This is a genomic window from Moraxella sp. E33BD (genome assembly GCF_041807865.1).
Classification (GTDB): Bacteria; Pseudomonadota; Gammaproteobacteria; order Pseudomonadales; family Moraxellaceae; genus Moraxella; species Moraxella haemolytica.
The window spans coordinates 48,440-71,417 of the sequence record NZ_JBGTZD010000001.1; the positions used below are offsets into that span (position 1 = coordinate 48,440).

Sequence of the window (22,978 nt, forward strand, 5' to 3'; positions counted from 1 at the left end):
AGATGAACATGGAAATTAAAGCCCCTGATTTGGGTGTAGAAAGTGCTGAAGTCGCCGAGATTTTGGTAAATATCGGTGATGTGATCAGCGAAAATGACAACATTATCCTAGTTGAATCGGATAAAGCGTCGGTAGAAATACCGTCGCCTGTCTCAGGAAAAGTTACTGCTATTGCCATCAATGTGGGAGATAGCGTAAGCGAAGGTAGTATTCTGTTAACTGTTGAGGCAACAGATACAGCGGACAATACACCTGTTCAAGCAGAAGAACAGTCAGTTCAGCAAGACAATCAACCGCAAGCCACCCCAGTTGTTGAGCATTCACAGCCTACCAAAAGCGAAGTGGCTAGCAGCCAAACCTATAACCTACCTGATTTGGGTGTAGAGAGTGCCGAAGTCGCTGAGATTTTAGTGGCTGTTGGCGATATTGTTGATGAGAATCAGCCATTACTACTGGTTGAGTCGGATAAAGCATCGGTTGAGGTGCCTGCCCCTGTTTCTGGCATGATTGAGTCTATTTTGGTTAATGCAGGCGATAGCGTATCAAACGGTCAGTCCTTTGTGGTCATCAAGTCGGCTGAAGCTACTACAACCGTTGCGACAGAGCAGGCACAGCCGACCCAAACGCAACAACCAAAGGCAGATACACCAAAATCAGAAACCAATGCCACTGTTGCACCATCAGCACCTACCACCAAGTTATCTGAAGTACAAGTGAATGAAAAAGCACGCAATGCACACGCAGGGCCTGCTGTGCGTAAGTTGGCTCGTGAATTGGGTGTGGATATTAGTGCGGTTACAGGCACAGCGGCTCATGGTCGCATTCTAAAAGAAGACTTGTTTGGCTATGTGAAGTCAGTCATGACAGGAGCAAAAGCCACATCGGTGGCAAATGGCACACCTGCCAAAACTACTGGCATTAGCTTACCGCCATTGCCTGATATGTCCAATAAAGAGATTTGGGGTGAGATTGAGACAGTGGATTTGACCCGTCTACAAAAAGTCTCGATTCCACAACTGAATCTAAACACGCTATTACCACAGGTAACGCAGTTTGATTTAGCGGATATCACCGATACCGAAAACTTGCGTAATGAACTAAAAGCAGAGTTTAAAGCACAGGGTGTGGGTTTGACCATCTTAGCCTTTATTGTTAAGGCGGTGGCATATGCTCTAACACAGCATCCAAAATTTAATAGCCATGTATCAGATGACAACACGCAGATGATTATCCGCAAATCTGTACACATGGGGATTGCGGTGGCAACTGACGATGGTTTGATTGTCCCTGTCATTCGTGATGCTCAATCCAAAGGCATTAAGCAGTTGGCGATTGAAATTGGTGAGCTTGCCAAAAAAGCACGAGATAAGAAACTTGGTGCTAAGGACTTACAAGGTGCGTCATTTACCATCTCATCTCAAGGTAATATGGGTGGCACTTACTTTACTCCGTTGGTTAATCACCCACAAGTGGCAATCTTGGGTATTTCAGAGTCAACCTTCCAACCTCGTTGGAATGGTAAAGAATTCGAGCCACGCTTGATGTTGCCATTGTCGCTGTCTTACGACCATCGCACCATCAATGGTGCTGATGCTGCCGTATTTACTCGCTATATCGCCAAACTGCTTGCTGACCCACGCAAGATTTTGCTATAAAGGCAAAGATAAGTTAACTGGCGATACAAATAAAAGGGCGGTGTCATACTGCCTTTTTATTTGTATCAACGATTGTAAAATAGGTATGACTTGGCTATACTTAATTTAATTAAAAAAGAGCAAACAAAGAAATCCAATCATCTTGTCTTGCACTCTTTTAAAAAGAATAAATAAGGAGTATCTAATGCTAAAAATACTATTATGTAGCCTGTCTGTGCTGCTGGCAACGCTTAGCCACGCCCAGTCATCTATCCGTGATGACTTGGTGGGTGACTGGCTGTGTGAAGCAAAAATGCAAAACATTCATGCGAAAAATATAATTCGCTATCATCAAGATGGATGGGCTCATGAACTGATAGAGTATATTGATAAGTCCTTACCTCCATACCAATCTTTTCTTAATATAACAAGCATTACTTATGATTGGCATGTTCAAGATGATAAGCTGTATATGACCAATCAAAAAATCAATGAAGATTATACTTATCATTTTATTGGCGGCAGTTTGGTAAAACTGAGCGATCAAGCAACTGCCGACATCAAAGCAGAAGTCGAGCAGTTGATGGCAGTTAATAATCAGCATTCGGTTGAATTTGATGGTAAAGATAGGCACCGCTATATTTTTGAAGATGGTTTTTTTGGTGAATGCCGTCGCTTAACATAAAAGCAGATGAAATCATAAAGTGATTGGCATGGTGATGGTTGGTATAGCCATTGTCTTTATTTTGAATGTATAAAGTAATGGCATAATTGCCCATCAATCAGCATGGACTTAACCCATAAAGTTTATTAAGAAAATTACCCCAAAAGAGAGATTTTTTATGACAACATACACACCGCCAGCAGTCTGGGATTTTAATGCCATCAATATGGGTGGTAAATTTGGTGGCACTAACCGCCCAACTGCAGGAGCTCGCCATGAATATATCCTGCCAAAAGGCGATAAACCATATCAACTATATAGTCTAAATACGCCCAATGGTGTTAAGGTAAACATCATCTTAGAGGAGCTAAAAGCGTTAGGTCTTTTAGATTTTGATGCCTATAAGATTGATATCGTGGCAGGCGATCAGTTTGGTACGGATTTTGTGTCAATCAATCCCAATTCTAAGATACCTGCCTTGATTGATAGATCAGGTGATGAGCCTGTGAATATTTTTGAAAGCGGGGCGATTTTATTGCACCTTGCCCAAAAATATAATAAATTCTTGCCAACCGATACCGCCAAGCATGCCGAAGTGTTGTCGTGGCTCATGTGGCAGATGGGTTCTGCACCGTTTGTAGGTGGTGGTTTTGGTCATTTTTATGCTTATGCACCAGAACCTGTAGAATATGCCATCAATCGTTACACGATGGAAACCAAACGACAGCTTGATGTTCTAAATCAGCATTTGGCAAGTCGTGAGTATGTGGCTAGCGATGAATATACGGTGGCGGATATGGCAATTTATCCTTGGTATGGTTGGCTTGTACTGGGTAAATTGTATATTGGTGAGCATTATAATGCTGCTCGGTTCTTGAATGTTGATGAATATCCACATGTGCAAAAATGGGCAAATAATATTGCCAATAAAGAGACAGTAAAAAAAGCAGAGAGTCTGGTATTACAACCCTTAACCAAGTAATCATAATGCCAGTACTGATTAAACCACAAAAAAACCGCTCAAATACTGAGCGGTTACTGTATGGCATAACCAGATACCCATCATTGTTTAAAATCGATAGCTAACGCCCAATCTTGTGGTACTGGTGATTTTGTCGTCGGTCATTGGACTATTTTTTTGGGCGGATGCAAGCCATTCTATGCGTTGATTGGCAAATAAGGTAATATTGTCTTTCATTTCATAGTTGATCATCGCTGAGGCAAAAGGGGCAAAGCCACTATTAGGTTGATAAGCATCTATGCCTGTGCGATTACTTTCAGCTGAGGATACGCCATAGTAGTAGCTATTGTAGTTCTTATCATACCAATTAATACCAACGGTGGGGTAAATAGTGAATTTATCGTGCTCAAAACGACTAATATGCGACAATGTAATGACAGTGCCATCATGATGCGATAGGGCGTCTGTAGCAACTTTTGCCTTAAAACCGCCAATGGGGCTTACATACATATAGCTTATCAATGCTTGTGCCGATGCTTTTCGTTTATCCAAGCCCTGTAGTGTGCCTTTAGAGTTTTTGGGATTAAAACTCGGTCCATCATATGCCAAGCCAATGCGAGCATGGTGCTTGTTGTCTTTATAAGGGTAAAATCCAGCTTCACCACCTTCAATATACCATCGGTTGTTGTCATAAAAACCATGTGGACTGACGACCAAAATATCGTCTGCTTGATAAGCGTTTTTGCCATAGGCAACATTCAAACCAAGACTAAGGCGAGCGTCAGGATTGACTGGTAGGCTTTGGGCATGAGTGATGAATGGCAAGGTAGATGCCATGAGCAAGGATAAATAAACAAATTTCATAAAATCACCGATAAGATACCAAATCAGATAAAGCATACATCTATTATAAAATAAAATTTGCGTGAATGGTTGTGCTAATTTGTAATTTTGAGAAAATTTTATCGTCAATATTGGAATCTGGTTAAGTATGATGGCATGATGCCCAGCAATTCCAAAAAACTCTGGTTTGATTAGTTATACTTCGCATAATGTATATTATGTTAAATAAACTATTTTTCACCCATCTTCTCAAACAGACCTGTCATTGCCAAAGCATATTCTATCAAAAAATTAAAAATTCTTGACAGATAGTATTTTTGTGTTATATAGCATTTCTAGGGTCCGTGTGGGCAGCTAAAACATTACAAGCTAAGCAAGTGTTTTATGTAATCTTCTTTCTTTTAGGCTCACTGGTCAGGACTGGTCTTAGCAACATAAAGCTAATTCATATGCGTAAGTGTATGAATTATAAAAAACCCAAGTTTTTAAACTTGGGTTTTTTGTTTATTTACTGCTTTTTGTTCTGACGAAAATCCCAAGGCACTACAAATTTTGGATTGTTCCACAAGCTCTTGTTTTCTTTGATGGCTTCAAATTACATTAAATAACTTTTATTAATTGCTTTTTTATGTGTTGAAATATCTGATACTCAAATGTCAAGGTATGCGTTTACTTAGATATCTAATCCAAACCAACCCTTCTTTTATTTGCCATAATATTGGAAAATCTGCCCAGTTACTCTAAAAACTCCAAGATTGGTCAGCTTTATTGCTAATTTTGTAAAAATTGAGTAATAAAATATGGTTTTTGTAGCATTTTTGTTTTAGTATATAACAATTTTATTTACACTATCATTTTTGATATTGAATTGGATTAAGGAGAGTTTTGTGAGCAATCTATCACAAATCAGCACCGACAGAAAATTATCTTGGCGGGCATTTGGCCCAGGCATCTTGATGGCATCTGCAGCCATTGGGGCTTCGCATTTAATTTCATCAACTCAAGCAGGTGCTTTGTACGGCTGGCAGCTTGCAATCATAATCATCTTGGCAAACTTTTTTAAGTACCCTTTTTATCGTTTTGCCACCGAGTATGCGTACAATACGGGCAATAGCCTAGTGGTTGGTTACGCAAAAAAATCTCGGTTATACCTATTGGTTTTCTTTGTGATGAATACCATCTCAAGTGTCATCACCACAGGTGCGGTTTCCTTGTTATGTGCGGTAATTTTGGGGTATATATTGCCTTTTGAGACGAATACTTTGGTGTTGTCAGCTATTGTGATGTCATCATCATGGGTATTGCTGATAGGTGGTCGTTACAAGGTGTTGGATAATTTGACAAAATGGATTATGGCAGCCTTGACCATTGCTACGGTTGTTGCGGTGATCATTGCAGCAAGCAAGGCATCGGTGGTCGCACTTGATTTTATTGAGCCATCGCCTTGGAATCTATCAGCTTTGGGTTTTGTTGTTGCACTGATGGGCTTTATGCCTGCCCCACTTGAATTTTCAGTAATCACCTCGGTTTGGACTGCCAAAAAGATTAGCACGGATAACACGAGTCGTTATCAGGGCATGGTAGACCTTAATGTGGGTTATTTAACTTCAGTGGTGCTGGCATTATTTTTCTTGGCGTTGGGCGTCTTTGTACAGTATGGCTCAGGTCAAGAGATTGCCATGCAAGGTGGTGCTTATGTTGGTCAGCTCATCAGCATGTATACAATGACCATTGGCGACTGGTCAAAATTACTGGTAACTTTCATTGCTTTTTTATGTATGTTTGGTACGGTCATCACTTCGGCTGATGGTTATGGACGCACCAATGCTGAGAGCTTATCACTCATCATGAAAGGCACTACTGAACTTACCGAAAAATATGTCAAAATATGGACAACTTTTGCATTAGTGATGGGTTATGCCATTATTGCATTTTTCTTAGGTCAAATGGCAGCTTTATTGAAATTTGCCATGATTGTTGCATTTATTGCCGCACCGATTTATGCTTATCTTAATTATTCTTTGATTAAAAATCAGCCAACCACTTCTGCTGGTATGAAATGGTTTGCGATTAGTGGTATTATCTTTTTGACTGGATTTAGCATCTTGTTTTTGTTGCAGTTTTTCAAAGTGATTGGTTAGCGGTTTTATCTAACAAAAACGATGATATTTTGTATAATACACATTGATAAATCCAATAAAAACAGCCTGCATTATTGACAGGCTGTTTTTATTGGTTAGTAAGCTACTGCTGGATACTTGGTCGTTCGCCAAGCGTAATGCTAATCTTGAGCGACTTGCCATCTCGTAAAATCTGAGCGTCAAGTTTGGTATTTGGGGTGTGCTTAGCGACAATTCCTGTTAGGGTGTTGATGTCATTGGTTGGTATGCCATCAAGATCGGTAATGATATCCCCTACTCTAAGTCCTGCTCGGTGAGCAGGCGTATCTTCCCATACTTGTGAGACGATGACGCCTTGGGCGGATTCTAAGCTGAGGGGGCTATGATTAGATTGGGCAATTCCAACGCCCAACCAACCACGACTGACCTTACCGTCTTTAATGAGTGCGTTCATCACTCGTTCAACGATGGTGTTTGGAATGGCAAAACCAATACCCATTGAGCCACCTGAGCGTGAATAGATGGCGGTGTTGATACCAATCAATGCACCGCCTGCATCCACCAATGCACCACCAGAATTACCAGGGTTGATGGCAGCATCTGTTTGAATAAAGTCCTCGAAAACACTAACGCCAAGCCCTGCACGCCCAAGTGCTGAGACGATACCCTGTGTTACTGTTTGACCGACACCAAAGGGGTTGCCGATGGCAAGTGCTACATCGCCAACACTGACAGGCGTACTGCGAAATGCCAATGGCTCTAACCCATCAAGATTTACTTTAATGACCGCCAAATCGCTCTCTTCATCACTGCCGATGACCTTGGCGTGTGTTTTTCTGCCATCGTTAAGTGCGACAATGATTTCATCTGCCTTACTAATGACATGGGCATTGGTAACGATGTAGCCATCTTTTGAGACAATGACGCCAGAGCCTAGATTTGAGCCCTGCTGTTGCATCTGATTGCCATAGTACCGCTTAAAAAACTCACGAAATGCAGGGTCGTTCATATAAGGGTGTTGGATGGTTTGGGTGGTATAGATATTCACCACTGATTTGGCAGCACGGTTGACCGCATTTTTATAAGAGCTGACTGGTGTGGCGGTGCTGACTGATTGTTCAATGATGGGCGTTGGTGTGGCTGTATTTTTAATAGCAACTGCTTTGTCATCAACTTTGGCAAATAACCACAAAACAAGTAAGCAACAAGCTAAAGCTACTGTAATCAGCCACGGCAAGACCACCCAAAAGCTTATACCTTGTTCGTATTTTTTAAAATGTTCTAAGGTTGGTTTCATGGGCTTTCCTATGGGTTATAACGAATTAGAAACTTTGGGCTAAGATTGGGGTTGGTGATACAAGATAAAATAATTTGCTAAAATTTTATAAAAAAATAATGGTTTTTTGTTAAAAATTTTGTTAAATATTTTTGTTAAGATTTCGTGATTTTTGCGACTTATTTGCACATCAGATAAAAAGTCGTTACAATTAGCCGAAAAACTCATGGTTTCATCAATACATTTAACGAGAAAATGAAGGTGCTATATGGCAATTTCACCACAGGATTTGGCAACTTTTTGTGATAATTATCTACAAGTTTGCGAGTTTAACGACTACTGTCCCAATGGTTTGCAAGTTGATGCAGACACTCCCATCACCAAGATTATTACAGGCGTAACGGCTTGTCAGGCGTTAATTGATGCAGCTGCAAAGCAAGACGCACAGGCAATTTTAGTGCATCATGGCTATTTTTGGAAAGGAGAGCCTACCTCTCTAACTGGAATGAAAGGTCGGCGTGTGCGTACTTTGATGAAATCAGGCATATCGATGCTTGCCTATCATCTGCCATTAGACGCCCACCCTATCATTGGCAATAACGCCCTACTGGCACAAAATCTGGATTTGACCATTACCGGTGCTTTATACCCACATGAAAAACACCCTATAGGCAATATAGCAACTTGTTTGCCGATTATGCCAAGTGATTTTGCTGACAAGATTACTAAAAAACTAGGCAGAAAACCACTACATATTTCAAGCGGTAAGCATAGTTTATCAAAAATCGCCCTATGCTCAGGCGGTGCTCAAGATATGATTGAACAGGCAGCCAAAATGGGTTGTGATACCTTTATCTCAGGGGAAATCTCAGAGCGAACCACACACAGTGCCAGAGAGCTTGGTTTGGATTATTTTGCTGCCGGTCATCATGCCACCGAAAAAGATGGCATTCGTGCGTTGGGCGAGCTTATTACCCAAGAGCTTGGTGTTGTGGTTGAGTTTATTGACATTGATAATCCCGCTTGAGTTTTGTCATAAAAAAACACCCCAAAAGCATCGAGCTTTGGGGTGTTTTTCATTTGCTTTATTTATTTGGCACAATTAAGGTTTGCCCAATACGCAAATTGGTATTATTTTCAAGATTATTCATCTTGATCAGTTGCTCTATATTGATACTATAGCGGCGTGCCAAAGAAGTCAAGTTATCACCAGATTTCACCTTATAAGTGGTGGTTAGCTTTGGCACTTTGATGGTCTGACCACGGCGTAGCTGTGCATTGGCCGAAAGGTTATTTGCTTTGGCAAGCTCAGCAAGTGATATGTCGTATTTATTGGCAAGCACAGTTAGGTTATCGCCAGCTTGTACGGTGTAGTTTTCGGTAGGGAAGCTTGGTGTGCTTGAACGAACACTGCGTTCGGATTTGGATGGTTTTTGCACATCGCCTGCTACAGGAATCGTGATGGTTGCACCCAAGATTAGATTTGATGTGCGAGTCATGTTATTGGCAGCTGCTAGCTCATCAATGCTGATGCCGTGTTTTGATGCTACCGATGTCAAGCTATCGCCTGATTTGACGGTGTATTTGCTTGGGGTGGTTGACTTTTTATCAGTCGTTTTTGATGCGGCGACTGTCTTGGCAGGCACTTTGATGGTCTGACCTCTGATGAGATTAGCGGTCGGAGAAAAGTCATTTAAGGCGGCAATCTCTTGAGTGCTGACACCCAGACTGTTTGCTAAGCCTGTTAGTGTATCTCCTGCCTTAACCGTATAATTCGTGGTGGCGGTATTGTTGGTCTTGGCATTGGTTTTGGTTGTTGCTACTTGAGATGAGCGTGTAGGTTCGGCGGTTGTATCCGCAGGTACTTTTAACACTTGACCAATAAGCACGCCATAAGTTGGCTCAAGATCATTCATCGTTGCTAGTTCATGCAAGCTGATGTTATGTCTGCGTGCAATAACGGTTAGGCTATCGCCTGCTTTTACACGATAGTTGGTTGTTTTGGTGTTAGTGGACTTCGTGGTTTCACCAGTCGGCTTTTGAGTACTTGCTTGGATAGGCTGTTCTTTGACTTTGCCAGGGACGAGCCAAAGTTTTTGACCACGCTGAACATAAGTGTTGGTTGTAATGTTATTATAGCTTGCCAATTGGCTGACACTTAGGTTGTGTGCGGCAGCGATACCTGTCAGTGTGTCGCCTGATTTTACCGTATAGCTTTCAGGAGCGACTTTCGGCTTGGGCGGTGTTTGCGGTGTTTTCGGCTTAGGATTGGCAACAACTGGTTTAGGCGTACTCTTTGGCGGCGTTGGTTGTACAATCACAGGCGTGTTAACAGCAGGTGTTGGTGCATGATGAACGACAGGTGGTGGTACTGGTGTGGGGGCTGGCGGTGTACTCTTGGTAGTTGCAGGTGCAGAATAACTAAGCGTCTTGGTTTGTCCACGAGCTTCCAATACCGACTGGGCGGTTTGTATTGCATCTAACTTGATATTGCCATCATTAGGATTGACCGCCTGCACCATTTCTGGTGTGGCAGACTGAATCTGTGTGGCGATAAAATCACGCTCTTCTTGGGTTAACGCTGGCTCTTGGACGATGGTATTATTAGCGGTTACCTGAGCAATGGTGGTCGGTAGTGTGTTTGACTGCATTAGCTCTTTTTGTGAATTGGTGTTGGCAACCGCCCCTGATTTTGGTAGAACATATTGTGTGCTTTGGGCAGGTGCGGTAGCAACATAGTCGCCACCATCATGATAACTATAGCCTGTTAGGGCGGATAGCTTGGCATTGATGCTGTTGCTTAGACTGTCAGGAACAACAATGCGATTTGGGCCTGCACTATCCACCATCAAGCTGATCAATGCAGGGTTTAATAGACGCAGTTCATCAAAGCTAACACCTGTTACGCTAGCAACTTCCTGCAGACTTACCCCATAGTTGACAGGCACAGTTCTAAAATGCGAATGGTTGGCAATGGCAGGCAAACTCACTCCGTAGCTAGATGGCGATGCCACAATCTGTGATACAGCGATGAATCGTGGTACATAATTCATGGTTTCTTTGGGCAAGTTGAGTGACCAGTAGTCTGTCGGTAGCCCTGCCGCTTCGTTGGCTCTGATTGCACGAGATACCCTGCCTGGACCTGCATTATAGGCGGCTAATGCTAGCTCCCATGAGCCAAATTGATTATAAAGACTGGTCAAAAAATCATAGGCAGCACGAGTGGATTCAATAACATCACGGCGACCATCATAGCCTGATGTCTGGTTTAGACCATAGATACGCCCTGTACTAGGGATAAACTGCCACAGACCTGCTGCTGCTGCATTTGAAGTGGCTGATGGGTCATACGAACTTTCAATGATGGGTAGCAAAGCAAGTTCGGTGGGGATGCCTCGGCGTTCAGCTTCGGTTACAGTATGATATAGATAGCGTGAAGCACGGGCAGTCAGACGATTAAGATAACTTTGACGGCTATAGAACCATGATTTTTGTGCTTCAATGCGAGCATTATTCGTCTCGCCCATGCGATAGCCACGGCGTAGCCTATCCCATAAGTTGCCATAACGTTGAACAGTCAAAGCATCGCTTTCTACCATACTCATATCAGTGGCTTGAAGCAACTCTTCTAGCTCATCAAGCGTGCCCTCATCAAGCACGCCAGCATAACTCGATGGTTGGGCAACCGGTCTAGATGGTTGAGAGATTGGTTTGGACTGCTTGGTAACGATGGGTTTGCTAACGGATGCGGTACTAGGGGTAGGCGTGGTGTTGGTGGTGCTACACGCTGCCAACAAACAGGCAGATACCGCTAAGGTGAGTGGTTTTGGTAGTTGTGATTGCTTTGGGGTTTTTTGTGATAGGTTTGATGTTTTTTTTGACAAAGGCAGCTGCGTCATGTTAAAGACCTTTAAATATGAATATGAAAAAATTACAAAAAAGATGCTTAATGAAAGGGGTAATAATGCCTTATTTTTTCAGTATTATCAATCGCCATCCTAAAAAAATATCAAAAAACCGCCAATTTTTCTTATATAAAGCACAACTGACGGCAAATAGATAGCAAATAACCGCAAGTGTTGGTTGCTTAACGCTTTTGCCCATCTTAATTGATGGCAACTTGTGATACTGAGCGTAGCAATACCGCACTACCACCCACCGATGACAAAGTTACACGAGAAGTGGTTATCAACTTGACAGGCTTACCATCTTCTAGCCAAGTTTCGGTGGTGATGACTTGGGCACGAGCTTGGTTGCCTGAAACTATGATATCACTAATGGCAATATCATAATGATAATTAGTAGATTTTGCCCAGCTTGTTTGTAGTAATTGCAAGTAGTTATTTTTATCCAAATTGGCGGTTTTACCGTTTCTGGTTAAAGAAATAATTGCTTCATTGGACACCAAGCGAGCAACTTGTCCGATGTTTTTGCTATTGGCAGCGTTACTCATGGCACTGGCATATGCCTGCACGGACGATTCACTGATGGCGTGGGCAGGCGATGAAATAAGTGTTGTCGCCCCTAAAGCCGTGATGAGACCAATACTCATTGATGGCAACAATCGCTTGCCTGACATTTTACCCAGCGTACCAATGATGGTAGCCAAAGCACCAATATACACTCCTTTTTTGAGTAGCGTTTTTGTGCGGTCTTTGTGTTGTGTTGTATTCATAACAAGCCCTTATTTTTAGGTGTATTGTAGCTACAATAGCAGATGTGCTTTAACTGATGATGGCTGATTGTAACGAATTGTTGCAATTATTGGGTATTCATGTACCGTAAATTCTATCAAATATTTATTTGGTATCTTCTGGCACATCTGTGTTTTCAAGCTTTGCTCCGATATGGCTCATGCGTCTTTCCATAAGCTGTCTGGCTAAAATCTGCATGTCATCAACACGGTCAAATTCATCAACAATCTCAAGCCCTAATAAGGTCTCAAGTACATCTTCTAAACTGACCAATCCTTTAACTTCACCAAACTCACCTACCGCCAAAGCAATGTGTACTCGTTCTTTGAGCATCAAATCAAGCAGGTCAAACAGCTTCATCTTAGCAAAAACAAAGTTGATGTCTCGGCGAAATTTTTTGATGGGTGTATGTATCTCTTGATTAGCCTTAGCAATCAGTAGGTCTGATTTTAGGACAAAGCCTGTGGCACTATCCAAATCTTCATCAAAAATTGGAAAGCGTGAGAATGGTAACCTTGGGTGGTTGGCAAAAACATCGCCGACAGTCATGCTCTCATCAAACGCCATCGTTACCGAGCGTGGTGTTACAATATCTTCAACATTTATCATGCTCAGTGCCAATGAGTTTTTGATGATGCGTGTCTCAAGCTCACTTATCTCACCCAAACTTTCACCTTGATTGGCAAGAGCGATGAATTCATGACGGCTAAAAGTATTTTCAGTATTGCCACGAGTGAGTAAACGAGAGATTTTTTCTGCCACCCAGACAATTGGCATTAAAATAATATTGATAAAACGCACATAATATGCCACAGGCACAGCAAAGCGTCGCCAGTAAGTTGTGCCTAGTGTTTTTGGGATAATCTCCGTACCAAGCAAAATAGCAATCGTCATGACTGCACTAAATACGCCAAACCACATATCGCCAAAAACGATGGTTGCCTGAGCACCTGCACCAAGCGAGCCTAATGTGTGAGCAACAGTGTTTAAAGTTAAAATAGATGAAATGGATTTTTCAATATTGTTAACTTTGACATCCGCCAAGAGATTGGCAATCTTGGGATTGGTCTCTTGTAGTGTATCAATATAGGACGGCGTCATCGTCAGTAGCGTGGCTTCTGAAATAGAACACAAAAAAGAAGCAACCAAAGACAAGGAAATAAAAAAGATGAGTAACGCAATATTGGCAGATGTTACTGGCGTGGCTTGACTGGCGATTGCTTGGCTAGTAAAGAATAAAGTGCTAAGCAATAAAGGCAATACAAAAAAAGAAGTCAAGCTTAATCGGTGTCGGGGCATAAAAATTTGTTCTAAAAAAATAAACCAATATATTAAGGCAAATCCATCATAACTGCAAGTCTTAAGCCAAATTTCTATTTTTCATGGATGATTATCATCTAAATTGATGCGATGCGTGCTTGCCCATTTAAGAATAACGATACACAACGCACTTGTGTATCGTTTGTCTCGCCCTACTTTGTCGCCACTACCTACTTTTTTAGCTTTTTTGTGCTCTTGTCGCCAATGGTAACCACTAAGGTGAACAAAACATGGCAAAATAGAGTGTTTTAGATGAATTGCATAGCGTTATGTAGTGATTTTATGGTATGATATGCGTTATTTTTTGTCTTTGTCTGACCAATTTTCATTCATAGTAAGGAGTTTATATGTTAGATTTTTTCATCGCTAGTGCTCACGCTACTGCAGCAGCCCCTGCCCAACCAAACGCTTTTTTGCAAATTTTACCCATGATTGCAATTTTTGCGATTTTTTATTTTTTGGTTCTTCGCCCACAATCAAAGCAAAGAAAACAGCATCGTGCGATGGTTGATGCTTTGGCAGTCGGCAATGAAGTGGTATTTGCTGGCGGTCTGATGGGTAAAGTTACCAAGATTGAAGGCGATTATGCTGTTGTTGCCCTAAATCCAACCAACTCAATCAAAATTCAGCGTGCCAGCGTAATCAGTGTATTGCCTGCGGGTACGATTGACAACATTTAATTAAAAATGACAAAACTTGCGTTGGCAGGTTTTGTTTTTTGTTTTATTTGCATGATGTTAAGCGATAAGTTGCTTAAAGCACCATCAAATCATCATGCCTTAACCATAAGAAATACTTATGCATTACCCTGTTTGGAAATACATACTCATCGCTGTGGTATTAGCTGTTTCTGGTTTGTACGCCCTGCCCAATCTTTACCCAGACGAACCTGCGGTACAGGTTACAGGTGCTTCTGCCGGTGTGGAGCTGACCGAAGATGTACTGACACAATCACAAGGACTGCTAGACCAAGCCAATCTTAGCCATCATGGTGGTAGTTTTGCTAATAACAGTGCCCTACTTCGCTTAAAAACAGCCGAAGACCAACTAAAAGCACAAGAAGTGCTACGCCGTGAGCTTGGTGAAAACTATGTCGTGGCACTAAACCTTGCCCAAACCACTCCAGAGTGGTTACGCAATATCGGTTCTAAGCCAATGAAACTTGGATTAGACTTGCGTGGTGGTGTGCGTTTTGTGCTTGAAGTGGATATGGATAAAGCCCTAGAGCAACGCCTAGCTACTGCCAGTCAAGATGTGCGTCGTGCCTTGCGAGCCGACAAAGTTGCCATTAAAAGCCTAAGAACTACTGACGATGGTTTAGTGTTGATTTTTAATGGGAGTGAAACTCGTGACCGTGCTCAAAGCATTTTACAAGCTAGCATGGCAGATGAATTCTCCTTGCGTCCATTGGCAGATGCTGAAGGTGCAGCATTGCAGATGTCTTATACTGAGGCACGCCTTCAAGAGATTAACGACTATGCTGTTGGGCAAAACTTGACCACCTTGCGTAACCGCATCAATGAGCTGGGTGTGGCAGAAGCATTGGTACAGTCTCAAGGAGAAAACCGCATCGTTGTTGAATTGCCAGGTGTTCAAGATACCGCCGAGGCGAAGCGTGTGCTTGGTCGTACAGCCAATCTTGAGTTCCGTCTGGTTAGTGATGAATCAGATAACTATGCAGGTGGAATCGCACCTGCAGGTACAGAGGCTTATCCGTTTGGTGATTTGAATGGTCCACCAGTACTCCTTAATCGCCAAGCGATTGTTACGGGTGAAAAAGTACAAGATGCTCAGCCAGGTCTAGATGACCATGGTCGTCCGCAGGTGTCTATCAGACTAGATACAGCGGGCGGTAAAATGATGCAGAACGCCACTCGTACAAGTGTTGGCAAACAAATGGCTGTATTGTTCATTGAGAACAAACAACGCATTGGCTATGAGACCGACCCACAAACAGGCGAAACCAAAGAAGTTCGTACGCCATATGCCGAGATGCGCGTCATCAACCGTGCAACCATCAATGATGTGCTTAGCTCTTCATTCGTCATTACAGGTATTGATTCTCATGCTGAAGCTGGCGAGCTTGCCCTACTGCTTCGTTCAGGTGCATTGGCAGCACCGATGTACTTTGTTGAAGAGCGTACCATCGGCCCTTCTTTAGGTCAAGATAATATTGATAAAGGTCTGACAGCGTCGATGATTGGTTATCTGCTGGTGTTCTTATGGATGATTATCTTCTATCGTGCGTGTGGTGTGATTGCTAATATTGCATTGGCGTTAAACATCATGATGTTGATTGCTTTGATGTCAATTCTGGGTTCATCATTAACCTTGCCAGGCATCGCAGGCGTGGTCTTGACGATGGGTATGGCAGTCGATGCTAATGTGCTAATTTTTGAGCGTATTCGAGAAGAACTGGCTGCAGGTGCAAAACCAAAATCAGCGATTGTAGCAGGCTTTGATCGTGCATTTAATTCAATTTTTGATGGGCAAATCACCACTTTGTTAGTGGCGTTCATCTTGTTTGCGGTTGGTACAGGTCCAATCAAAGGTTTTGCAATCACGCTTGCTATCGGTATTATTACTTCATTATTTACCGCCATTACCGTAACTCGTGCAATCATGCAACTGTGGTACGGCAATCGCAAAAACTTAACAAAAATTAGCATCGGTTAGGAGTCTATGATGAGTAATGAAAATAATCCAATCGAGCAGTCATCAGTTGCCGAACCTGTGCGTCGCCGTCGTGGTCCACGCCGTGATGGTAAAGGTAGTAATGCAAGAGCTAATGAACAAGCACTGGCTGGGCAAGACATCATTACTGTTGATGAGGCTGCCGAAAAAGCAGGTGGTGTTAAGCTGATTGGTAATCGTCGCATCATTCCCTTTATGAAAATCGAGATACCGATGATTGTCATCTCGGCTTTGTTGGTGATTGTTAGTATTGTTGCCATCACAGTCAAAGGGTTAAATTTGGGGCTTGATTTTACAGGCGGTGTGTCGGCGGATGTTAAGTATGAACAATCTGTTGAGCAAGCACAAGTCATCTCTGCACTTTCAGAAAAAGGGTTTAATGATGCCGTAGTGCAATATCTTGGAACTCGCAACGAACTGCTCGTGCGTCTGCCACCCCAAGATACTAAGGATCCAGAAGGGTTAAGCCAAGCACTAAATCAAGCCTTAGACTTGCCATCAAATGCCGCTACCGTAGACAATATCAGCATCATCGGTAGCCAAGTGGGCAATGAGATTTATCTAGACTCTATCTTAGCACTTGGGCTGGCACTTGTCTTGATGATGATTTATGTATCCGTGCGATTCCAGTTTAAGCTAGCTTTGGGTGCGGTGCTTGCCCTATTTCATGATGTGATTGTAGTGTGTGGTTTGTTCGCCCTTTTTGGCTGGCCGTTTGACTTAACAGTATTAGCTTCTGTACTTGCCTTGATTGGTTATTCGGTGAACGATACGATTGTTGTTTATGACCGTATGCGTGAGAATTTCCGTCGTGTGCGTGGACTGACACCATATCAAGTGGTTGATTTGTCATTGACAGAGACGCTAAGGCGTACCATCATGACTTCAGGCACAATCTTTGTGGTAGTACTCTCCCTATTATTCTTGGGTGGCGAAAGCTTATTTTGGTTCGCCTTGGCTCAATTTATTGGGACGATTGCAGGTACTTACTCATCGGTATATGTTGCAAGTTCAATTCCGCTTCGCATGGGTTTATCTCGTGAAGACTTTGTTGTTCAGGTTAAGCCTGAATTTGAAGAAGAGGTGGTTGTATTTGCTGACCCCGACATTCAAAACGCTAAAGACTGATGGACAACAACAATCCCCAAACTGTTTTGGGGATTGTTGTTTTTGATATAATAAAACCCAACCACCAAACATAAGATTGGCTAACATGACATTCATTCAAGATTTTTTTGGCAAATTATCCTTAAAAACACAAGGGTATTTACTGGTGTTTTTTACAATGTGTATTTGGGGAGGATTTAGTCTGTTTGCCCGAGTGAATGTCCATTGGCAGGTATCAGTATGGGATGTGATTGCCATGCGGTTTGCCTTTGCTGGCGTGATTTTATTGCCAGTGGTATGGGGCATGAAGCGATGGGATTTTTTGTTTACTTGGCGTGCCTTTGTGCTTGCCATGCTAGGGGGTGTGGGTTATAGTAGTTTGGTTTATACGGCATTTACTCTAGCACCTGTCGTACACGGAGCGGTTTTTTTAAATGGCATGATACCTGTTGCTACCACTTTGCTGTTGGCAATATTTTTTGGGGTGAAGCCTGATGTAAATACCAAAATCGCTCTCGCCATCATCATTGCCACATTATTTATGATGAGTGCGATGATACTATCAGGGGCATATCATTTTAATGTGGGCGATGTGATTTTTATTACTTGTGCTTTTTGTTGGTCGGGTTTTGGTATTTTATTAAAAGAATGGCAATTCACACCATGGCAAACCATGTGTAGTACGGTGTTTTGGTCGGCAGTGGTATATCTGCCAATTTATGGGTTGTTTATTGGTTTTTCATCTCCTAATGCTAGCCTAACTCATTTGGTAATCCAAGGGGTCTTTCATAGCGTATTGGTGATGATTGTTGCTACCTTAACCTATGCGATGGCGGTAGCAAGGCTTGGAGCATTCTCGGCAGGCGGTCTGTCATCGCTTGCTCCGTTCATTTCCGCCCTACTTGCTGTACCACTGCTCAATGAGGCACTAAACCCTGTGATGGTGCTTGGACTCATTGGTATGGGGCTTGGTACAGTACAGCCGTGGCAGTGGCTAAAGCGTTGATTGATTGTTTATTTTTGACTGATTAGGAGAGATTATGAATAGCTTAAAGAGCATTGCGGTATATTGTGGTTCTAACTTTGGTAATACGCCTAAGTATTATGAAGCCGCCAAACTGATGGGTAAAACACTTGCCGATAACGACATTCAGTTGGTTTATGGTGGTGGCAATGTTGGGTTGATGGGTACGATTGCTGATAGCGTGCTAGAAAGTGGTGGTATGGCGACAGGTGTTATCCCTACCTTTTTAAAACAAAAAGAAGTCGCTCATCTGGGTCTGACCACACTGATTGAGACAGCAGATATGGCGACTCGCAAATGCAAGATGATTGAGCTTGCTGATGGATTTATTGCGATGGCTGGTGGCATTGGTACGCTAGAAGAGCTGTATGAAGTACTGTCTTTGCTACAATTAAAACAGCACGCCAAGCCAGTTGGCATACTAAATACAAATGGATTTTTTGACCCACTGTTAAATACTTTGCAAAAATGTGCTGATGAAGGGTTCATGCCACAACAGAGCATGGCACTGCTTTGTGTCTCTGATGACCCAATTGAACTACTCAATAAGATGGCAAAGTTTAAATTTTATGATTCACCAAAATGGGTGCAACCAAGCTGGCTAGATAAAAAGGCCATACCAACTTGGTAGTGGGCTGTCAAAAACACGATTTTGGATAAAAGTCATCAGGTTTTTAGATGAATTGGCAAAAAATATACAAAAAACACTTGCAATAAAATAAAACGAATGTACACTATATCCATCTGCTTTATGCGTGTGTTTTGTCTGATTATTGGCAATTTATTCAAAATTAAATGATTTCACCTTGAGTTTTTGACTAGGTGTTTTTGAAAAAATTTGTTACAATAAACAGATATTATTTATTTTATTTTAACTGTAATTAAAAAGGTGATGGCTATGGACATCAAAAAGATTCGTGAACTTATTGATTTAATGGAAGAAAAAGATTTGGTCAATCTTGAGTATGGTCATGATGACAATTATGTCAATTTAACGCGTAATGTAGCTGTTCAGACCATCGCCGCTAGCCCTGTGGTCGCTCCTGCCACCACAGCAGTATCTGCCACTCCAAAAGCCCCAAGCGGCAAAGTTGAGACCTCGCCAATGGTGGGTGTATTCTACTCTGCACCAAGCCCAAATGACCCACCGTTCGTTAAAGTTGGTCAAAAAGTACAAGCAGGCGATCAGCTTGGCATCATTGAAGCAATGAAAATCATGAATCCGCTAGAAGCCACCCAAAGCGGTATCATCGAAGAAATCTTGGTCAATAATGCTGATGTGGTGCAATTTGGTCAGCCTGTTATTCGCTATAAAGCGTAGGTGAGCGATGATTAAAAAATTATTGATTGCAAACCGTGGCGAGATTGCCCTGCGTATCGTGCGTGCGTGTAAGCAGCTTGGCATCTCAACTGTCGGCGTATATTCTACCGCTGATAAAGATTTGATGCACTTGCGTTTCGTTGATGAGGCGGTCTGTATTGGTAATGCTCCATCATCACAAAGCTACCTAGACATGAACGCCCTGCTCTCTGCAGCTGAGGTTACAGGTGCTGACGCCATTCATCCTGGCTATGGGTTTTTATCCGAGAACGCTGAATTTGCTGAAAAAGTTGAAGAAGCAGGCTTAACCTTTGTAGGTCCTCATGCTGACCACATCCGCCTAATGGGCAATAAAGTTTCTGCCATCAATGCCATGAAAAAAGCAGGTGTACCAACAGTACCAGGCTCTGTTGGGGCGATTACTCTACACAATGCCGAAGAACAAGCCAAAAACATCGGTTTTCCACTCATTGTCAAAGCAGCAGCTGGCGGTGGCGGTCGTGGTATGCGTGTGGTAGAAAGGTTTGAGGAACTCATCAACCAAGTGCAAGCTGCCAAAGCCGAAGCGGAAAGTGCTTTTGGTGATGACACGGTGTACATGGAGAGATTCTTAAAAAACCCACGCCATGTTGAGGTGCAGGTTTTGGGGGACGGCAATGGCAATGCCTTACATCTGTTTGATCGTGATTGCTCATTGCAACGCCGTCATCAAAAAGTTCTAGAAGAAGCCCCTGCCCCAGGCATTCCTAACGACATTAGGCAACCCATTTTAGATGCGTGTGTACGTGCTTGCGAACAAATTAAGTATCGTGGTGCAGGCACTTTTGAATTCTTATATGAAGATGACCAGTTTTTCTTTATTGAGATGAACACTCGTGTGCAAGTAGAGCATCCTGTTACTGAGATGATTACAGGTATTGACATTGTGGTTGAGCAGTTAAAAATCGCTGCAGGTTATGGTTTGTCTTATCATCAAGATGAAATTACCATTCGTGGGCACGCCATTGAATGCCGTATCAATGCAGAAGACCCATCAACTTTCATGCCCTGCCCTGGTAAGATAGAAAATCTCTTTACCCCAAGTGGTTCAGGCGTGCGTTTTGATTCGCATTTATATCAAGGATATAATATTCCAAGTTATTATGATTCTTTGATTGGTAAGCTCATCTGCCATGCTCAGACACGAAGTCAAGCCATCGCTAAGACATTGCACGCATTAGATGAGCTAATCATTGAAGGCATCAAGACAAATGTACCTTTACATCGTGATGTGATTTTGCAAGATGAAGCATTCGTCAATGAAGCACAAAATATCCATTATCTAGAAAATCATCTACTTGCTCCAAAACAAACCAAGTGATTCAAAGTTTCTAGAATATTAAACAAAGAACCATAAAAAAGGGTGAATATCCACCCTTTTTTATGGTTCTTTGTTTGTTGTTTTGGATTTATTCTCTATAGCTTGCACCCTTAATGACAACATTACCTTAGTACAAGCAAATCGCCACAGACGACGGCAACGGCGTTTGATAGCAAGCTGTTTTTGACTTGTGGCATGACGCAAGCGATGGGTTTGCAATTTAGCAGGACGCACCTTGCATCTGACTCTAAGTCGTTTTGTCATATTACGGCGTTGCATTTTCTGTATCATCTGTTTGTGTTGGAGTCTCAATCCAGCCATTATGCATGATGGGTAGATAAGGGTTGTTGCTTGCAAAGTTTTCAACAAATTCATTGGCATAGGCAAGCACATCAATGCTATTGGCAGTGTTTGGGGTGCGTGCATGATTTGGCAGGCGGTCAAAGTTGTATTTAACCCCTGACTCTATGAGCGTCAATGTGTCAATAAAGATGGGCTTATCACTCATCGGAGCTTTAGTGAGCTGTTGAATTTGATTAACCAGTCCAAACTGTTTGCGGTTGTGTATCCAACTGATTTTGCCATTGTCAATACCATAGTGCCACACCGGTGGCTCTTTGGTGTAGTCATCTTGATTGGGTAGCTTGACATGATAGTAATGATTGATTTGAGATTTTAAGATATTGACAATCAATGTGACAAATTTTTGGCTATTAATTTTTTTTGTTTGAATCTCTTGCGATGACTCTTGTGCCTGCTGAGTTTGCGTACTGATATTAACATGGCTCTCACCATCAATGATTTCATATTCATGATAACCTGCATGATTGTCAAGCTGTGGGTATTTGGCTATCAGCTCATTATATAAAGTATCAGCAAAAACATAGCGACTGTACGCCAACCCTTTGTTATCAGGAGCATTTTGAATGATGGTTTTGCTGTTTTTGATGAGATTTTTGGTATGAACATCTAAATTTTTAGTAAAATTCGGTAAATCAAGCACAGTTTGGGCGTTCACTTGTCTCATCTGCGTCGCATCAAGTGCCAAATAACTTTCTTTGGTTGCCTTTAAATAAGATTTAATAAAATCTTGAGTAAAGGTCTTGGGGAGACTACCATCATTTAACGGAATGGCAAGCCACTTATCTTTCCACTGATCACCAAGCTGTTTATCTAATGCTAGGCTTTGAATTAAGGCGATATTATCCGCCCATAGATAAACCACACCGTTCTTTATGTCAATATAAATTGGCTGACTAACGGCAAGGGTAAGATTTTTGGCGTCATAACGAGCTTCTGGAATGGCGGTGATGACCCCAGATAAGGGCTGATAGTTGCCTGTAATGGTAATCTTGGTAGGCTTGATTAGGTACTCATTAAGCAGTTGGGATTTTTTAATGGCTAAAGGGTCTGGTTCGCTAGCAATAACCACCCCAGTCAGCATTTCTTGCTGACCCATGGCGTGTTCTTGTACTTCTGCGATGAATTTTTGTTCAAGTTCTGATGTTTCAAGTGATTGATTTTGTTTATAAAAATTTTCAAAATCAAAACGCTGATAGTGATTGACGCTCATGTTGTCATTAAGACAAGACAAATAGGCTTCTTTGATGACATTACCATCATTTGCGATGCGTAACTCATCATCTTTGGCAGATTTTAGTAACGCAATATAGGCGGTATCATGTTGCCGCTGACAAATTTCAATGGCATCTGCCTTTCCCATATCATCATGCGGTAGTGATACGCTAATTGTGGTTTGGTAGCCAAACGATGATCGTAGCTGTGATTGCACCGCATCAGATAGGATTTGTTTGGGATTATTCACGCTTTGGGTGCTATGCGTCTTTTGTTGGGTCGTCGTAGCACAGCCTGTCAATGCCATGCTAAGCATCAGAACCAACGAGCCTAGTTTTGCTGATTGAAATGAGTGGTTGTTTTTCATGACTTATCCTTGATGTTT

19 protein-coding genes are annotated in these 22,978 nt (G+C 42.2%); 12 read left to right on the forward strand and 7 right to left on the reverse strand.

The genetic code is table 11. The features are described 5' to 3' along the window. Positions 1-8 precede the first annotated feature (8 nt). The 3 genes from ACERC6_RS00240 to yghU all read left to right on the forward strand — a co-directional run bounded on the left by ACERC6_RS00240 (position 9) and on the right by yghU (position 3,280). The gene (locus tag ACERC6_RS00240) at positions 9-1,655 is read left to right on the forward strand and encodes a 2-oxo acid dehydrogenase subunit E2 (RefSeq protein WP_373627243.1); all 1,647 of its coding nucleotides are present in this window, start codon (positions 9-11) and stop codon (positions 1,653-1,655) included. Between the two features lie 184 nt (positions 1,656-1,839). Further along, complete coding sequence (locus ACERC6_RS00245; protein WP_373627245.1) at positions 1,840-2,319, forward strand: hypothetical protein; 480 nt, start codon at positions 1,840-1,842, stop codon at positions 2,317-2,319. Positions 2,320-2,476: 157 nt separating this feature from the next. Beyond that, positions 2,477-3,280, forward strand: coding sequence for a glutathione-dependent disulfide-bond oxidoreductase (gene yghU / locus ACERC6_RS00250; RefSeq protein WP_284674514.1), 804 nt, complete (start codon positions 2,477-2,479; stop codon positions 3,278-3,280). An 87-nt stretch (positions 3,281-3,367) separates the two neighbouring features. On the opposite strand, the gene ACERC6_RS00255 is transcribed toward yghU, so the two are convergent. Further along, positions 3,368-4,123, reverse strand: a complete 756-nt coding sequence (locus ACERC6_RS00255) for a MipA/OmpV family protein (RefSeq protein ID WP_373627246.1) — start codon at positions 4,121-4,123, stop codon at positions 3,368-3,370. A 935-nt stretch (positions 4,124-5,058) separates the two neighbouring features. Here ACERC6_RS00255 and ACERC6_RS00260 point away from each other — a divergent pair. Next, on the forward strand, positions 5,059-6,243 hold the full coding sequence (locus ACERC6_RS00260) for an NRAMP family divalent metal transporter (RefSeq protein WP_373627417.1): 1,185 nt from the start codon (positions 5,059-5,061) through the stop codon (positions 6,241-6,243). 103 nt (positions 6,244-6,346) lie between these two features. Here ACERC6_RS00260 and ACERC6_RS00265 read toward each other — a convergent pair whose 3' ends face one another. Continuing rightward, positions 6,347-7,519, reverse strand: coding sequence for a trypsin-like peptidase domain-containing protein (locus ACERC6_RS00265; protein ID WP_373627247.1), 1,173 nt, complete (start codon positions 7,517-7,519; stop codon positions 6,347-6,349). A 247-nt stretch (positions 7,520-7,766) separates the two neighbouring features. Here ACERC6_RS00265 and ACERC6_RS00270 point away from each other — a divergent pair, with 247 nt between their 5' ends. After that, positions 7,767-8,525, forward strand: a complete 759-nt coding sequence (locus tag ACERC6_RS00270) for a Nif3-like dinuclear metal center hexameric protein (RefSeq protein WP_373627248.1) — start codon at positions 7,767-7,769, stop codon at positions 8,523-8,525. A gap of 58 nt (positions 8,526-8,583) precedes the next feature. On the opposite strand, the gene ACERC6_RS00275 is transcribed toward ACERC6_RS00270, so the two are convergent. The 3 genes from ACERC6_RS00275 to ACERC6_RS00285 all read right to left on the reverse strand — a co-directional run bounded on the left by ACERC6_RS00275 (position 8,584) and on the right by ACERC6_RS00285 (position 13,491). Beyond that, positions 8,584-11,397 (reverse strand): LysM peptidoglycan-binding domain-containing protein, encoded by a 2,814-nt coding sequence (locus tag ACERC6_RS00275; RefSeq protein WP_373627249.1) that lies wholly within the window; start codon positions 11,395-11,397, stop codon positions 8,584-8,586. A gap of 206 nt (positions 11,398-11,603) precedes the next feature. Next, positions 11,604-12,173: a hypothetical protein gene (locus tag ACERC6_RS00280; RefSeq protein WP_373627252.1), complete on the reverse strand. Its 570-nt coding sequence runs from the start codon at positions 12,171-12,173 to the stop codon at positions 11,604-11,606. 124 nt (positions 12,174-12,297) lie between these two features. Beyond that, a complete protein-coding gene (locus ACERC6_RS00285; RefSeq protein ID WP_373627253.1) occupies positions 12,298-13,491 on the reverse strand; it encodes a CNNM domain-containing protein in 1,194 nt (397 codons plus the stop codon). A 368-nt stretch (positions 13,492-13,859) separates the two neighbouring features. Here ACERC6_RS00285 and yajC point away from each other — a divergent pair, with 368 nt between their 5' ends. The 7 genes from yajC (at position 13,860) to accC (ending at position 21,018) form a co-directional block, all read left to right on the forward strand. Continuing rightward, positions 13,860-14,192, forward strand: coding sequence for a preprotein translocase subunit YajC (gene yajC / locus ACERC6_RS00290; protein ID WP_284674506.1), 333 nt, complete (start codon positions 13,860-13,862; stop codon positions 14,190-14,192). A 118-nt stretch (positions 14,193-14,310) separates the two neighbouring features. Further along, positions 14,311-16,188, forward strand: a complete 1,878-nt coding sequence (gene secD, locus ACERC6_RS00295; protein WP_284674505.1) for a protein translocase subunit SecD — start codon at positions 14,311-14,313, stop codon at positions 16,186-16,188. Between the two features lie 9 nt (positions 16,189-16,197). Next, entirely contained in the window at positions 16,198-17,334 is a 1,137-nt protein-coding gene (gene secF / locus ACERC6_RS00300) for a protein translocase subunit SecF (protein WP_373627254.1), read from the forward strand. Between the two features lie 85 nt (positions 17,335-17,419). After that, positions 17,420-18,319: a DMT family transporter gene (locus ACERC6_RS00305; protein ID WP_284674504.1), complete on the forward strand. Its 900-nt coding sequence runs from the start codon at positions 17,420-17,422 to the stop codon at positions 18,317-18,319. 34 nt (positions 18,320-18,353) lie between these two features. Continuing rightward, positions 18,354-18,968 carry a TIGR00730 family Rossman fold protein gene (locus ACERC6_RS00310; protein ID WP_373627255.1) on the forward strand — a complete coding sequence of 205 codons (615 nt, stop codon included), beginning with the start codon at positions 18,354-18,356 and terminating at the stop codon, positions 18,966-18,968. A gap of 267 nt (positions 18,969-19,235) precedes the next feature. After that, positions 19,236-19,658 carry an acetyl-CoA carboxylase biotin carboxyl carrier protein gene (gene accB / locus ACERC6_RS00315; RefSeq protein WP_373627257.1) on the forward strand — a complete coding sequence of 141 codons (423 nt, stop codon included), beginning with the start codon at positions 19,236-19,238 and terminating at the stop codon, positions 19,656-19,658. Between the two features lie 7 nt (positions 19,659-19,665). Further along, a complete protein-coding gene (gene accC, locus ACERC6_RS00320) occupies positions 19,666-21,018 on the forward strand; it encodes an acetyl-CoA carboxylase biotin carboxylase subunit (RefSeq protein WP_373627259.1) in 1,353 nt (450 codons plus the stop codon). Between the two features lie 60 nt (positions 21,019-21,078). Here accC and ACERC6_RS00325 read toward each other — a convergent pair whose 3' ends face one another. Together ACERC6_RS00325 and ACERC6_RS00330 are read right to left on the reverse strand one after the other, a co-directional pair. Then, the gene (locus ACERC6_RS00325; RefSeq protein ID WP_373627261.1) at positions 21,079-21,282 is read right to left on the reverse strand and encodes a hypothetical protein; all 204 of its coding nucleotides are present in this window, start codon (positions 21,280-21,282) and stop codon (positions 21,079-21,081) included. 1 nt (position 21,283) lies between these two features. After that, entirely contained in the window at positions 21,284-22,960 is a 1,677-nt protein-coding gene (locus ACERC6_RS00330) for a hypothetical protein (RefSeq protein WP_373627262.1), read from the reverse strand. Between the last annotated feature and the right edge of the window lie 18 nt (positions 22,961-22,978).